The 14,493-nt window shown below is 71.4% G+C and carries 10 protein-coding genes and 3 tRNA genes; 8 read left to right on the forward strand and 5 right to left on the reverse strand.

Annotation, left to right across the window (positions count from 1 at the left end; all coding sequences use genetic code 11):
* Positions 1 to 60 precede the first annotated feature (60 nt).
* The 8 genes from CKO43_RS04255 to CKO43_RS04290 all read left to right on the forward strand — a co-directional run bounded on the left by CKO43_RS04255 (position 61) and on the right by CKO43_RS04290 (position 10,216).
* Complete coding sequence (locus CKO43_RS04255; protein WP_200377935.1) at positions 61 to 1,443, forward strand: aminotransferase-like domain-containing protein; 1,383 nt, start codon at positions 61 to 63, stop codon at positions 1,441 to 1,443.
* A 146-nt stretch (positions 1,444 to 1,589) separates the two neighbouring features.
* The gene (locus CKO43_RS04260) at positions 1,590 to 2,798 is read left to right on the forward strand and encodes an efflux RND transporter periplasmic adaptor subunit (protein WP_200377936.1); all 1,209 of its coding nucleotides are present in this window, start codon (positions 1,590 to 1,592) and stop codon (positions 2,796 to 2,798) included.
* Between the two features lie 3 nt (positions 2,799 to 2,801).
* Positions 2,802 to 4,781, forward strand: a complete 1,980-nt coding sequence (locus CKO43_RS04265) for a MacB family efflux pump subunit (RefSeq protein ID WP_200377937.1) — start codon at positions 2,802 to 2,804, stop codon at positions 4,779 to 4,781.
* 6 nt (positions 4,782 to 4,787) lie between these two features.
* Positions 4,788 to 6,167 carry an efflux transporter outer membrane subunit gene (locus tag CKO43_RS04270; protein ID WP_200377938.1) on the forward strand — a complete coding sequence of 460 codons (1,380 nt, stop codon included), beginning with the start codon at positions 4,788 to 4,790 and terminating at the stop codon, positions 6,165 to 6,167.
* A gap of 80 nt (positions 6,168 to 6,247) precedes the next feature.
* Positions 6,248 to 6,898, forward strand: a complete 651-nt coding sequence (locus tag CKO43_RS04275; protein WP_200377939.1) for a DUF3348 family protein — start codon at positions 6,248 to 6,250, stop codon at positions 6,896 to 6,898.
* Entirely contained in the window at positions 6,895 to 8,976 is a 2,082-nt protein-coding gene (locus CKO43_RS04280; RefSeq protein ID WP_200377940.1) for a DUF802 domain-containing protein, read from the forward strand. Before CKO43_RS04275 ends, CKO43_RS04280 begins: the two co-directional genes overlap by 4 nt.
* Positions 8,973 to 9,614: an OmpA family protein gene (locus tag CKO43_RS04285; protein WP_200377941.1), complete on the forward strand. Its 642-nt coding sequence runs from the start codon at positions 8,973 to 8,975 to the stop codon at positions 9,612 to 9,614. The genes CKO43_RS04280 and CKO43_RS04285 overlap by 4 nt, the downstream gene beginning before the upstream one ends.
* The gene (locus CKO43_RS04290; RefSeq protein WP_200229970.1) at positions 9,611 to 10,216 is read left to right on the forward strand and encodes a DUF2894 domain-containing protein; all 606 of its coding nucleotides are present in this window, start codon (positions 9,611 to 9,613) and stop codon (positions 10,214 to 10,216) included. The genes CKO43_RS04285 and CKO43_RS04290 overlap by 4 nt, the downstream gene beginning before the upstream one ends.
* A gap of 6 nt (positions 10,217 to 10,222) precedes the next feature.
* Here CKO43_RS04290 and CKO43_RS04295 read toward each other — a convergent pair.
* The 5 genes from CKO43_RS04295 to clpX all read right to left on the reverse strand — a co-directional run bounded on the left by CKO43_RS04295 (position 10,223) and on the right by clpX (position 14,457).
* Positions 10,223 to 10,314, reverse strand: a tRNA-Leu gene (locus CKO43_RS04295).
* A 62-nt stretch (positions 10,315 to 10,376) separates the two neighbouring features.
* Positions 10,377 to 10,450 (reverse strand) — tRNA-Cys (locus CKO43_RS04300).
* Between the two features lie 64 nt (positions 10,451 to 10,514).
* A tRNA-Gly gene (locus CKO43_RS04305) sits at positions 10,515 to 10,590 on the reverse strand.
* An 81-nt stretch (positions 10,591 to 10,671) separates the two neighbouring features.
* Positions 10,672 to 13,095 (reverse strand): endopeptidase La, encoded by a 2,424-nt coding sequence (lon, locus tag CKO43_RS04310; RefSeq protein WP_200229968.1) that lies wholly within the window; start codon positions 13,093 to 13,095, stop codon positions 10,672 to 10,674.
* 90 nt (positions 13,096 to 13,185) lie between these two features.
* Positions 13,186 to 14,457, reverse strand: coding sequence for an ATP-dependent Clp protease ATP-binding subunit ClpX (clpX, locus tag CKO43_RS04315; RefSeq protein ID WP_200229967.1), 1,272 nt, complete (start codon positions 14,455 to 14,457; stop codon positions 13,186 to 13,188).
* Positions 14,458 to 14,493 lie beyond the last annotated feature (36 nt).

Here is a 14,493-nt window from a genome sequence, read left to right on the forward strand (position 1 = left end):
TCTAGGCAGCCGCCGGCTGTGGCTTTCGCCGCCGCCGGCGGCTGCCTAGAGTGCGGCGCGATGACGAAGCCCACGACTCCTTTCCCGATCGCCACGTGGCCGCAGCTGCCCTCGGTGCGCCAGCTCTGCGCAGAACACGGCGCCAGCCTGGCGACGGTGACGCATGCGCTGCACGAACTGGAGGACGCCGGGCTGATCGAGGCGCAGCCGCGGCGCGGCCATTTCGTGCGCGGCGCCGGGCGGCCGCTGCCGCCGCCGTCGGGTCCGGCGCTCGAGCTCGAGGGCCGGCGCAAACGCCTGTTCGAACTCGCGACCACACGCACCGACTGCCTGTCGCTGAGCCACCTGGCGCTGCCCGCGGCGCTGCTGCCGCTGGCCGCGCTGCAGCGCCATCTGCAGCAGGCGCTGGCGGCCGACCGTTCGCTGCTGGCCATCGGCAGCGTCATCGGCAGCGAGGCGCTGCGGCACCAGCTCGCGCGCCGCATGCTGCGCGCCGGCTGCGCCGTCGACGCCGAGGACATCGTCGTCACCCACGGCGAGGGCGAGGCGCTGGAGCTGTGCCTGCGGCTGCTGACGCGCCCGGGCGACCTGGTCGCGGTGCCCGAGCCGGCGTCGCCGCGCACGCTGGAGCTGGTCGCCAGCCTGGGGCTGCGGCCGCTGGCGATTCCGGCGCCGCAGGACGGCGGCTTCTCGGTGCCGGCCCTGGCCTTCGCGCTGCAGCACCATGATGTGCGCTGCTGCGTCGTCGCGCCCAGCTTCGACAGCGTGCGCGGCAGCTGCATGCCCGACGCGGCGCGTGCCGAACTCGCGGCGCTGCTGCGCCAGCACCGGCTGCCGCTGATCGAATGCGAGCTGATGGGCGAGCTGCAGCGCGGCGGCGAACGCCCGCGCCCGGTCAAGTCCTGGGACGGCGACGAGCTCGTGCTGTACTGCGGCAGCCTGGCCTGCGTCACCGGCCCGGGCCTGAGCGTGGGCTGGATCGCCAGCCGGCGCCACCGGCTGCAGCTGCGCGCCGCGCGTGCGGTGCACGGCGAGCTGCTGTCGCCGCTGGCCGACGCGGCGCTCGCCGGTTTCCTGGCCGACCGCGCCTACGAAACCCATCTGCGCCGGCTGCGGCGCCAGCTCGCGCTGCAGACCGAGAGCTGGGTCGCGGCAGTGCGGCGGCTGCTGCCCGCCGGCACGCGGGTGCAGCCCGGCGCCGGCGGCTACCTGATCTGGGTCGAGCTGCCGGCCGGCATCGACAGTGCCGAGCTGCTGCCGCGGCTGCGTGAACAGGGCTACAGCTTCGTGCCCGGCACGGCCTTCGGCAGCGGCGAGGCACTGGCACGCGGCCTGCGGCTGAGCGCCGCGCACCCGCTGGACGCGGTGCGCGAGCGCGGGCTGCAGGCGCTGGCGCAGACGCTGAACGAACACATGGGCCGCCCCGTTCGCGACGGCTCGTGACGGCCACGAACGGCGGCCTGGCCCGCGCAGCCGCGCCAGGCCTGGCGTTGCGGCCTGCGCGTGCGTGAAGCCGGCTTCACATACCGGCAACGAGCCTGCGGCCGCAGCCGCCGACAGTCGAAGGCATCGAACGCCCGCCAATGCCGATGACTCCCACGACCGCCCGCCGGCTGCGCTACGGCGCCGCCGGCCTGGCGCTGCTGATCGCCGCCGTCGCGGCGCAGCGCCTGTTCTTCTCGCGCCCGGCACCGCCCGCGGTCATCACCGCCGCCGTCACGCGTGCCGACATCCAGGACACCGTGCTCGCCAACGGCACGCTCGAAGCCAGCAAGCAGGTCAGCGTCGGCGCCCAGGTCTCGGGCCAGGTGAAGTCGCTGAAGGTCAGGCTCGGCGACGACGTGAAGAAGGGCCAGCTCGTCGCCGAGATCGACTCGCTGACGCAGCAGAACACGCTGCGCAACGCCCAGGCCGCGCTCGCCAGCGTGCAGGCCCAGCTGCGCTCGGCGCAGGCGACGCTGGCGCAGACGCGGCGCACGCTGGCGCGCCAGCAGCAGCTGCGCCGCACCGACGCCAGCGCGCCGGCCGACCTGGAATCGGCGAACGAAGCCGCCGACATCGCCGAAGCCAACGTCGCCGCGCTCCTGGCCCAGCTGGAGCAGGCGCGCATCAGCGTCGACACCGCCCAGGTCAACCTCGGCTACACACGCATCGTCTCGCCGATCGACGGCCAGGTGGTCGCCATCGTCACCGAGGAAGGCACGACGGTGAACTCGAACCAGTCGACGCCGACGATCCTGATCGTCGCCCAGGTCGACACGATGACGGTGAAGGCCTCGATCTCCGAAGCCGACGTCACCAGCGTCAAGCCGGGCCAGCGCGCCTGGTTCACGATCCTGGGCGAGCCCGAGCGCCGTTTCGAGGCGAAGCTGCGCAGCATCGAGCCTGCGACCGACAGCATCAGCTCGACCTCGACCAGCAGCACCAGCACGAGCACGACGACCAGCGCCACCGCGATCTACTACAACGGCAAGTTCGAGGTGCCCAACCCCGGGCGCCTGCTGCGCATCTCGATGACGGCCCAGGTCCACATCGTGCGCAGCGAGGCCAAAGGCGCGCTGACGCTGCCGGTCGGCGCGCTCGGCGCACGCCAGGCCGATGGCCGCACGACGGTGCAGGTGCTGGGCCCCGATGGCCGGCCGCGGCCGCGCGCGGTGCGCATCGGCATCGACAACAACGTCAGCGCCCAGGTGCTCGAAGGCCTGAAGGAAGGCGAGACCGTCGTGCTCGGCAACGCCGCCGCGGCGACGCCGGCCAGCAGCGAGCGCGGCCGCATGGGCCCGCCACCCATGTTCTGAGCGATGGCGGACCACGACACGGGCGCCGACGGCGCCGCGCTGCTGTCGCTGCGCGGCGTCTGGCGCGAGTTCCCCGCCGGCGACGGCACGATCGCCGCGCTGCGCGAGGTCGAACTCGACATCGCCGCCGGCGAGATGGTGGCCATCGTCGGCCAGTCGGGCTCGGGCAAGTCGACGCTGATGAACGTGCTCGGCTGCCTGGACCAGCCGACGCGCGGCCACTACCGCATCGCCGGGCGCGAGGTCGCGAGCCTGGGCCCGGACGAGCTGGCGGCGCTGCGGCGCGAGCACTTCGGCTTCATCTTCCAGCGCTACCACCTGCTGTCGGACCTGACGGCGCAGGGCAACGTCGAGATGCCGGCGGTCTACGCCGGCCGCACGCGCGCGCAGCGCCACGAACGTGCCCACGCCCTGCTCCAGCGCCTGGGCATGGCCGACCGCCTGGGCCACGTGCCGGGCAAGCTCTCCGGCGGCCAGCAGCAGCGCGTGTCGATCGCACGCGCGCTGATGAACGGCGGCAGCGTCATCCTCGCCGACGAGCCCACCGGCGCGCTCGACAGCGCCTCCGGCGCCGAGGTCATGCGCATCCTGGAGGAGCTGCACGCCCAGGGCCACACGATCATCCTCGTGACCCACGACATGGGCGTCGCGCGCCACGCCGAGCGCATCGTCGAGATCAGGGACGGCGCCATCGTCGCCGACAGCGGCCGCCGCGCCGCCGCCGCGCCTGCGGCGGCACTGCCGGCAGCCGGGCCCGCGGCCGGTGGCGGCCGGCTCGGCGCCTGGCTCGACGGCCTGGGCGAGGCGTTGCACATGGCGCTGCTGGCGATGAACGCGCACCGGCTGCGCACGCTGCTGACGATGCTGGGCATCATCATCGGCATCGCCTCGGTGGTCTCGGTCGTGGCGCTGGGCGAAGGCTCGCGCCAGAAGGTGCTGGCCAACATCAGCAGCATCGGCACCAACACCGTCGAGGTGTTCTCGGGCCAGGGTTTCGGCGACCCGCGTTCGGCGCGCATCCAGACGCTGCGGCCGGCGGACGCCGACGCGCTCGCCGAGCAGAGCTACGTCGACAGCGTCACGCCCAACGTGCAGACCTCGGTGACGGCGCGTTTCGGCAATGTCGACGCCTCGGCCAGCGTCAGCGGCGTCGGCGAGCAGTACTTCCGCGTCAAGGGCCTGAAGATCGCGCAGGGCAGCGCGTTCAGCGGTGCCGCGATCGCGCGCTACGCCCAGGTCGCGGTGATCGACGAGAACACGCGCAAGAAGCTGTTCCCGAACACGGCGCCGGTGGGCCAGGTGATCTTCCTGGGCAGCATGCCGGTCTACGTGGTCGGCGTCACCGCGAAGAAGGACAGCGCCTTCGGCCCGAACAGCGAGAGCCTGAACATCTTCGTGCCCTATACGACGGCGATGCGGCGCCTGATCGGCCAGGGGCATCTGCGCAGCGTCACGGTGCGCGTGGCCGACCACGCGCCGATGGACGCCGCGGCCCAGGGCATCAGCCAGCTGCTCGAACGCCGCCACGGGCGCGTCGACTTCTACGTGCTCAACACCGACAGCATCCGCCAGACCATCGAGAGCACGACGCGCACGATGACGCTGCTGATCGCCTCGATCGCGGTGATCTCGCTCGTCGTCGGCGGCATCGGCGTGATGAACATCATGCTGGTCAGCGTCACCGAACGCACCGCCGAGATCGGCGTGCGCATGGCCGTCGGCGCGCGCCGGCGCGACATCCAGCAGCAGTTCCTGATCGAAGCGGTGCTGGTGTGCCTGCTCGGCGGCGCGCTGGGCATCGCCGCGGCGCTCGCCTTCGGCGCCGTGTTCTCGCACTTCAGCCAGGACTTCAGCCTCGCGTTCTCGCCGCTGGCGATGCTGGCCGCCTTCGCCTGCGCGACGCTGATCGGCGTCGTCTTCGGCTACCTGCCGGCGCGCAACGCCGCGCGCCTGAACCCCGTCGAGGCCTTGTCCCGCGACTGAGCCGCCATGCCTGTTCCCCGCCCTCTCCTGCTGCTGCCGCTGGCCCTGCTGTCCGCGTGTTCGGCGCTGCGCACGCCCTACACCGCGGCGCCGGCCGAGCTGCCGGCGCAGTGGTCGGCACCGGCGGCCGCCGCCGCGGCCGTCACGCCGGCAGCGAACTGGTGGCAGGCGCTGCAGGACCCGGCGCTGGACCGCGTCGTCGCGCTGGCGCTGGAGCGCAATGCCGACCTCGCGCTCGCCGCGATCACGCTGCGCCAGGCGCGGCTGCAGGCCGGCCTGGCCGACAGCGACCGCCGGCCGTCCCTGAGCGCCAGCGTCAGCGGCCAGACGCAGCGCAGCCTGGAGAGTCCGCGCACGACGACGCACTCCTACGACGCGAGCCTGGGCGCGAGCTGGGATGCCGACCTCTGGCAGCGCCTGGGGGCGCTGGCCGACGCCGCCGGCCTCGAAGCCCAGGCCAGCGAAGAAGACCGCCAGGCCGCCGCGCTCAGCCTGTCAGGCACCGCGGCCACGCTGTACTGGCAGCTCGGCTACCTCAACGAACGCGTCGCCAGCGCCGAGGCCAGCCTGGACTACGTCCGCCGCACACGCGACCTGGTGCAGGCGCAGTACGCCGCCGGCGCCGTCGGCGCGCTGGAGCGCCAGGAAGCCGAGCAGTCGTTGGCGAGCCAGCAGGCGACGCTGGAAGACCTGATGCAGCAGCGCACCGAAGCCCGCCACGCGCTGGCGCTGCTGCTGGACCACGCGCCCGGCGGCGAAGCGCTGGCAGCACTGGGGCCAGAGCCGGCAGCACTGCCGGCAACGCCGCTGCCCGAGCTGCGCGCCGGCCTGCCGGCCGAACTGCTGGGCCGGCGCCCCGACCTGCGCGCCGCCGAGCTGCGCCTGCGCAAGACCCTGGCCCAGGGCGACGCCAGCCGCGCCAGCTACTACCCGTCGCTCAGCCTGACCGGCAGCCTGGGCAGCAGCAGCGCCGCGCTCGGCCATCTGCTCGCCAACCCGGTGGCCGTGCTCGGCAGCGGGCTCACGCTGCCCTTCCTGAACCAGCGCGAGATGCAGCTGAACGACGCGCTGCAGCAGGCCAACTACGAGGCGGCCGTCGTCGGCTTCCGGCAGACGCTGTACAGCGCATTCGGCGAGGTCGAGAACGCGCTGTCGGCACGCCGGACGCTGGCGCGCCAGGGCGAGTGGCTGCAGCGTTCGCTGGACGCGGCGCGCCGCGTCGAGTCGCTCTACGAACAGCGTTACCGCGCCGGCGCCGGCACGTTGAAGAACTGGCTCGACGCCCAGGAAAGCCGCCGCAGCGCCGAGCTGGCGCTGGCCGAGAACCGCTTCGCGCGGCTGAAGAACCAGGCGACGCTGGTCCAGGCGCTGGGCGGCGCGGCCTGAAGCGGCAAACCCGCTGGCCGCGGCGCCGGCGCCGCAGGCGCTAAACTGCGCGCCCTTTACCGATCCTTCGACTGGCTCACATGCTGCACGGGTCTGCCAGCCCGGGCGTCGCCGGTTCGGAGCTCACCCGCCTTCTGGCCCGCCTCGCGGACGGGCCGCCGGCGCCACGGCGTCCCGCCGTCGCCGAGCGTCTGGGCCACTGGCTCGGCTGGGCGGGCGCGATCTCGCTGTCCTCGGCACTCGCGGCCGGGCCTGCCGAAGCGCCTGCGGGCGCTGGCGGCGGCGAGCAAGCGGACTTCCAGCGCGTGCGCGCGGCTCTCGAAGCGGCGATCGCCGCCGGCCCCCGCGAAAGCGTGTCGAGCCCGGACGACTTCGGCCCGTTCCACCGCCACTGCCTGGCTCAGCAGCAAGGCATGCAGGACGCCATCGCCGCGCTGCGCCGGCGCCTGCGCGACGCGCTCGCGCGGCGCTCGGGCGCGCTCGCCCGGCTCGCGGCCATAGACGCAGCGCTGGAGACCGCGCTCGCCGCGCACGAGCGCCGCCTGCTGACGCTGGTGCCGCAGCGGCTGATGGCGCATTTCGAACGCCTGCAGCAAAGCGCCGACGCCGACGGCGCCTGGCTCGGCCACTTCCGCGACGACCTCGACGCCGTGCTACGGGCCGAACTCGCGCACCGGCTGCTGCCGGCGCAGGGCCTGCTGCACACGCTGCACACCGACCGACCGACATGAACCGACTGCTTCCCCACGCCGCCTTCGCCGCGGGCCTGAGTGCCGTCGCCTGGACTGCCGCCGGTTACGGCCCCGGCAACCCGCTGGCGCTGACGCTGGTGCTGCTGATCGCCGCCTTCTACCTCGCCGGCGCAGCCGAGCTGCGGCGCTTCAGCCGCGACACCGAAACGCTGGCGCGGCAGGTCGAACAGACCACGGCCGCACCCGAAACCCTGGCCGGCTGGCTCGAGGCCCTGCCCGCCGGCCTGCGCCACGCCGTGCGCCTGCGCGTCGAAGGTGAACGTGTGGCGCTGCCAGGCCCGGCGCTGGCGCCCTATCTCGCCGGTCTGCTGGTGCTGCTGGGCATGCTCGGCACCTTCCTCGGCATGGTCGTGACGCTCAAGGGCACCGGCCTGGCACTGGAACACGCCAGCGACGTCGAGGCGATCCGCGCTTCGCTGGCGGCGCCGGTCAAGGGGCTGGGGCTGGCTTTCGGCACCTCGGTCGCCGGGGTCGCGGCCTCGGCGATGCTGGGCTTGATGGCGGCGCTGCTGCGGCGCGAACGCCAGCAGGCCGGGCGCCGGCTCGACGCCGCGATCGCCGGGGCGCTGCGCGGCTTCTCGCGCAGCCACCAGCGCGAGCAGTCGCTGCGCCTGCTGCAGGCCCAGGCCGGGCAGATGCCGGCACTGGTCGAGCAGCTCCAGGGCCTGGTGGCGCAGATCGAGCGCCAGGCCCGCACGCAGGATGAACGCCTGCTGGCCGAGCAGCGCCGCTTCCACGACGAAGCCGCACGCGCCTACAGCGGCCTGGCCGAGTCGGTGGGCCGCTCGCTGCAGGCCAGCCTGGCCGAGAGCACGCGCCTGGCCGCCGCCGCAATCGAGCCCGCGGTACAGGCGACGATGAACAGCCTGGCGCAGGAGAACGCGGCGCTGAACACGGCGCTGACGGCCGCCGTGCGCGAGCATCTGGACGGCGTCGACACGCGGCTGCAGGCAGGCAGCGCGGCGCTGGCCGCCGCCTGGCAGGCGGCGCTCGACAGCCAGCAGCGCCACGGCGAAGCGAGCGCGCAGAACCTGGAACAAGGGCTCGAGCGGTTCACGACCGGCTTCGAGAGCCGCGCCGGTGCGCTGCTCGACGGCCTGACGCTGCGCCTGGACGAAGGCGCCGCACGCTGGGCCACGTCTTGGGGCGAGGCGCTGGCCGAACAGCGGCGCACGCAGCAGGAGCAGGCGGCGCACAGCCGCGAGACGATGGCCGCCGCCGCCGCGGCGCTGGACCAGCACGCCCGGGCGCTGCAAGCCGAGGCCGCGAGCGCCCGCACGGCGGCCGAGGAAGCTGCCGCCGCACGCGACAGCGAGCGCCTGGCGGCCCTGGACGAGCGCCTGACGGCGACCGTCGCGACGCTGCTGCAGACGACGCGGCAGGCGGCCGAAGCCGGCGCCGAACAGCAGCAGCGCATCTGCACGACGCTGGAGCGCAGCGCGCAGCAGATCGCCGAGCAGGCCCAGGCCCAGGCACGCGCGACGATCGCCGAGATCGGCCAGCTGGTCGACGCCGCGGCGCAGGCGCCGCGTGCCGCCGCCGAGGTCATGGGCGAGCTGCGGCGCAGCCTGAGCGACAGCCTGGTGCGCGACAACGCGGCGCTGGAAGAACGCAACCGCCTGCTGGTGACGCTGGCCGAACTGCTGGACGCCGTCGGCGAGGCCGGCCGCGAGCAGCGCGCCACCCTGGCCGCGCTGGTGCAGACCAGCGCCGAGCAGCTGGAACGGGTCGGCGCGCGTTTCGCCGCTGGCGTCGAGGCGCAGCTGCAGGCGCTGGACGCCGTCGCCGCACAGGTCGGCGCCGGCGCCGGCGAGCTCGCAAGCCTGGGCGAAGGTTTCGGCCAGGCGGTGCAGCTGTTCGCGCACAGCAGCGAGCAGAGTTCGGCGCAGCTGAAGAGCATCGAGGCCGCACTCGGCCAGGCGCTGGCGCGCAGCGACGAGCAACTCGCCTATTACGTCGCCCAGGCGCGCGAAATCGTCGACCTGACGCTGGGCGCGCACAAGCAGTTCGTCGACGAGCTGCAGCAGCGCAGCGCCGCCGAGGCCGGCGCGGCATGAACCTGGACGACGAGATCGACGGCGACGCCGGGCACGGCGCGCCGGTCTGGGCGGTGTTCGGCGACCTGATGGCCGGGCTGCTGGGTGCCTTCGTGCTGATCCTGGTCTGTGCGCTGGGGCTGCAGCTGGACCTGGCCGAACGCCTGCGCCACGAAGTGCAGCAGCGCCAGGCCGAGGCCCAGCGGCGCCAGGCACTGGAACAGGCGCTGGCGGTGCCGCTGGCCGCGGGCCGCGTGACGCTGGCCGACGGCCGCATCGGCATCAGCGGCAACGTGCTGTTCGCCTTCAACTCGGCCGAGCTGCAGCCCGAGGGACGGCAGCTGCTGCAAAGCCTGGCCGGGCCGCTGGCGGCCTACCTGGCGGCGCGCGACGAGGTGCTGATGGTCAGCGGCTTCACCGACGACCGCCAGGTGCGCGACGGCACCCGCGGGCGATTCGCCGACAACTGGGAGCTGTCGGCGCAGCGGGCGCTGACGGTCACGCGCGCGCTGGTCGAGGACGGCGTGCCGCAGGCAGCGGTGTTCGCGGCGGCTTTCGGTTCGCAGCAGCCGGTGGCGTCCAACGCCGACGCCGCCGGCCGCGCGCTGAACCGCCGCGTCGAGATCGCGCCGACACCGCGGCGCGGCACCACCCGATGAACGAAGCGCCCGAGCACGATCCGCTGGCCGCCGTCCAGGCCTGGAGCCGACGGACCGCGCCCGACGCGGTGACGCTGGCGATCGCCCAAGGGCTGGCGCGACGTGCCGCAACGGCGCAGGGCACGGCGCGGCAGTTGCTGCTGGCGCGGCTGCACGGCCGCATCGCCGCCGAATCCGGGCCGGCAGCCGTGGCAGCGGCGCTGCCGCACGCTGAGCCGGCGCTCGCCGGCCTGGTGGCACTCGTCGAGCGGCTCGGGCGCGCGGCGACGCCGGTCGGCCCTGACGCAACGGCGCCGCGCCTGCTTGCAGCCGAACCGCGTCCGCTGCGCGCCGTGGCGGCGTTCCAGGGCACCTGGCAGCGCCTGAAGACCGATCACCGGCTGCGCCAGGCCATGGCCGAGGTGCCGGCCAACGCCGGGCCGCTGCATTCGTCGCGTGTCGTGCACCGGATGCTGGAAACGCTGCGCGAGAGCGCGCCGGCCTATCTCGAGGCGCTGATCGGCCAGGCCGAGACGTTGGCGCTGCTGGAGCAGGAACTGGACGCGAGCCTGAAACCGGGTCGTGGTGACGCCGGCGTTCGTGGCAAAGGCGGCCGCCGCTGACGACCGTGGTGCCCGGAGCGGGGATCGAACCCGCATGCCCTCTTTCGAGAGGCGGCGGAGTTTAAGTCCGCTGCGTCTGCCAGTTTCGCCATCCGGGCGTCGGGGCCGGGCCACGACGGACAAAGGGCTCCACGCGGGAGCCCTTTGATACTCAAAAACCTGGAGGCGCGATCCGGAGTCGAACCGGACTAGACGGATTTGCAATCCGTTGCATAACCGCTTTGCTATCGCGCCACGGGGCAGAAGCCACGGATTCTGCCCAAAAAGAAGGGAAGCCTGGGCTTCCCTTCTGATGTTCTGGAGCGGGAAACGAGGCTCGAACTCGCGACCTCAACCTTGGCAAGGTTGCGCTCTACCAACTGAGCTATTCCCGCGTATTCTTGAAGCGCTGCAGTTACCTGTAACGCGTCAAGAACGACAGTATAGACCGATTATCGCGTGGTTTGCAAGCACTTTCAGTGAGGCAGTGCATCGCTGCCGACGACCGGGCTCACCGCGGCTTCCGGCGCGGCGTCCTTGGCGATGACCTCGTCCTCGGGCAGCGCAACCGGCATCTTCTCCAGCGCGATCTCGAGGACCTGGTCGATCCACTTGACGGGGATGATCTCGAGATTGTTCTTGGCGTTCTCCGGAATCTCCTGGAGGTCCTTGACGTTCTCTTCCGGGATCAGCACCTTCTTGATGCCGCCGCGGTGCGCCGCGAGCAGCTTTTCCTTCAGGCCGCCGATCGCGGTGACCTCGCCGCGCAGCGTGATCTCACCGGTCATCGCGACGTCGGCCCGCACCGGAATGCCGGTCAGCGCCGAGACGAAGGCCGTCGTCATCGCCGCGCCCGCGCTCGGCCCGTCCTTGGGCGTCGCGCCGTCGGGCACGTGGATGTGGATGTCGCGCTTCTCGAACATCTCGTCCTTGATGCCCAGGCGGCGGGAGCGAGAACGCACCACCGAACGTGCCGCCTCGACCGATTCCTTCATCACGTCGCCGAGCTGGCCGGTGCGGATGATGTTGCCCTTGCCGGGCATCACCGCCGCCTCGATGGTCAGCAGGTCGCCGCCGACCTCGGTCCAGGCCAGACCGACGACCTGGCCGACCTGGTTCTGCTTCTCGGCGCGGCCGAAGTCGTACTTGCGCACACCCAGGAAGTCGTTGAGGTTGTCCTCGGTGACGACGACCTTGCCGGTGTAGGTCTTGAGCTGCACGCCCTTGACCACCTTGCGGCAGATCTTGGAGATCTCGCGCTCGAGCGAACGCACGCCGGCTTCACGCGTGTAGTAGCGGATGATGCCGCGCAGCGCCGACTCGGTGACGTCCATCTCGCCGTCGGCCACGCCGTTGTTCTTCTGCTGCTTGGGCAGCAGGTAACGCTGGGCGATGTTGAGCTTCTCGTCCTCGGTGTAGCCGGCCAGGCGGATGACTTCCATCCGGTCGAGCAGCGCCGGCGGGATGTTCATCGAGTTCGAGGTGGCGACGAACATCACGTCCGACAGGTCGAAGTCGACCTCGACGTAGTGGTCGCTGAAGGTGTGGTTCTGCTCGGGGTCGAGCACCTCCAGCAGCGCCGAAGACGGGTCGCCGCGGAAGTCCATGCCCAGCTTGTCGATCTCGTCGAGCAGGAACAGCGGGTTGCGCACCGCGACCTTGCTCAGGCTCTGCAGCACCTTGCCCGGCATCGAGCCGATGTAGGTGCGGCGATGGCCACGGATCTCGGCCTCGTCGCGCATGCCGCCCAGCGCCATGCGCACGAACTTGCGCCCGGTGGCGCGCGCCACGCTCTGGCCGAGCGAGGTCTTGCCGACGCCCGGGGGGCCGACCAGGCACAGGATGGGCGCCTTGACCTTGTCCACGCGCTGCTGCACCGCGAGGTACTCGAGGATGCGGTCCTTGACCTTCTCGAGGCCGAAGTGATCCTCGTTGAGCACGGTCTCGGCGTTCGCCAGGTCGTGCTTGATCTTGGACTTCTTCGCCCAGGGCAGGTTGACCAGCGTGTCGATGTAGTTGCGCACGACGGTGGCTTCGGCCGACATCGGCGACATCAGCTTGAGCTTCTTCAGCTCGGCCTCGGCCTTCTTGCGCGCTTCCTTGGTCATGCGCGCGGCGGCGATCTTCTTCTCGAGTTCCTCGAGGTCGGCACCTTCCTCGCCGTCGCCGAGTTCCTTCTGGATCGCCTTGACCTGCTCGTTCAGGTAGTACTCGCGCTGGCTCTTCTCCATCTGCCGCTTGACGCGGCCGCGGATGCGCTTTTCGACCTGGAGGATGTCGACCTCGTGCTCGAGCAGCTCGAGCAGCTTCTCGAGCCGCTGCGCGGTCGCGAACAGGTCGAGCACGGCCTGCTTGGCCTCGAGCTTGAGCGGCAGATGCGCGGCGATCGTGTCGGCCAAGCGGCCCGGATCGTCGATGCCGGCGATCGAGGTCAGGATCTCGGGCGGGATCTTCTTGTTGAGCTTGACGTACTGGTCGAACTGCTGCGTCACGGCGCGACGCAACGCCTCGATCTCGGGCGTGGTGTCGGTCGGGGCGGTGATCGGCGCGACCGAGCCGACGAAATGCTCGCCGTTGTCGCTGATCTCCAGCGTGCGTGCGCGCTGCAGGCCTTCGACCAGCACCTTCACGGTGCCGTCGGGCAGCTTGAGCATCTGCAGGATGCTGGAAACGCAGCCGATCTCGAACATGTCGTCGGCCTTGGGCTCGTCCTTGCCCGCGGCCTTCTGGGCCACGAGCATGATCTGCCGGCCGGCTTCCATCGCCGCCTCGAGCGCCTTGATCGACTTCGGGCGCCCGACGAACAGCGGGATGACCATGTGCGGAAACACCACGACGTCGCGCAGCGGCAGCAGCGGCAGCGTGATCGGGTCGCTCGGCAGGGTGGGATGTCCGGACATCGGTGAACCTCTCTTTCTCAGGGCCACGTGGGGCCCGAGAAGGCAAATGCAAGTGGCGGGCCGCGGCGGGCGCCGGCGGCCCGGCCGGGATCAGGCACTGGCCTTGGCCTGTTCCCGGTAGACCAGCAACGGCTTGGCGCCGTCTTCGATGATGTGCTCGTCGATGACGACCTTGGCGACGCCGTCGAGTGTCGGCAGGTCGAACATCGTGTCGATCAGCGCGTGCTCCATGATGGAACGCAGGCCGCGGGCGCCGGTCTTGCGCGCCAGCGCCTTGCGCGCGATCGCCGCCAGCGCCGAAGGCCGGATCTCGAGCTCGACACCGTCCATGCCGAACAGCTTCTGGTACTGCTTGACCAGCGCGTTGCGGGGCTCGGTGAGGATCTGCACCATCGCGTCCTCGGTCAGCTCGCCGAGCGTGGCGACGACCGGCAGGCGGCCGACGAGTTCGGGGATCAGGCCGAACTTGATCAGATCCTGGGGCTCGACCTCGCGGAAGAGGTCGGAGACCTTCTTCTCGCTCTTGCTGTGCACGGTCGCGGCGAAGCCGATGCCCGACTTCTCGGTGCGGCTCTGGATGACCTTTTCCAGCCCGTCGAAGGCGCCGCCGCAGATGAACAGGATGTTGGTCGTGTCGATCTGCAGGAAGTCCTGGTTCGGGTGCTTGCGCCCGCCCTGCGGCGGCACGCTGGCCATCGTGCCTTCGACGAGCTTGAGCAGCGCCTGCTGCACGCCCTCGCCCGACACGTCGCGCGTGATGCTCGGGTTGTCGGCCTTGCGGCTGATCTTGTCGATCTCGTCGATGTAGACGATGCCGCGCTGCGCGCGCTCGACGTCGTAATTGCAGTTCTGCAGCAGCTTCTGGATGATGTTCTCGACGTCCTCGCCGACATAGCCGGCTTCGGTCAGCGTGGTCGCGTCGGCGATCACGAAGGGGACGTTGAGCAGCCGCGCCAGCGTCTGCGCGAGCAGCGTCTTGCCCGAGCCGGTAGGCCCGATCAGCAGGATGTTGCTCTTGGTGAGTTCGACTTCGTCCTTGCCGCCGGCGCCCATGTGCTTGAGGCGCTTGTAGTGGTTGTAGACCGCCACCGACAGCGTGCGCTTGGCCACTTCCTGCCCGATCACGTACTGATCGAGGCTGGACTTGATCTCGCTGGGAACGGGCAGGTCGGACTTCGACGCCTTCGCGACCCCGCCTTCGGCCGGAACCTCGTCACGGATGATGTCGTTGCAGAGCTCGATGCACTCGTCGCAGATGAACACCGAAGGCCCGGCAATGAGCTTCTTCACCTCGTGCTGGCTCTTGCCGCAGAACGAGCAGTAAAGGACTTTCTCGCCTGAGGCGCCCTTCTTGTCGGCCATGTCTCGTAGTTGCGAGGAGGAATAGGAACCCGAACC

The organism is Rubrivivax gelatinosus (assembly GCF_016583785.1).
Lineage (GTDB): Bacteria > Pseudomonadota > Gammaproteobacteria > Burkholderiales > Burkholderiaceae_C > Rubrivivax > Rubrivivax gelatinosus_B.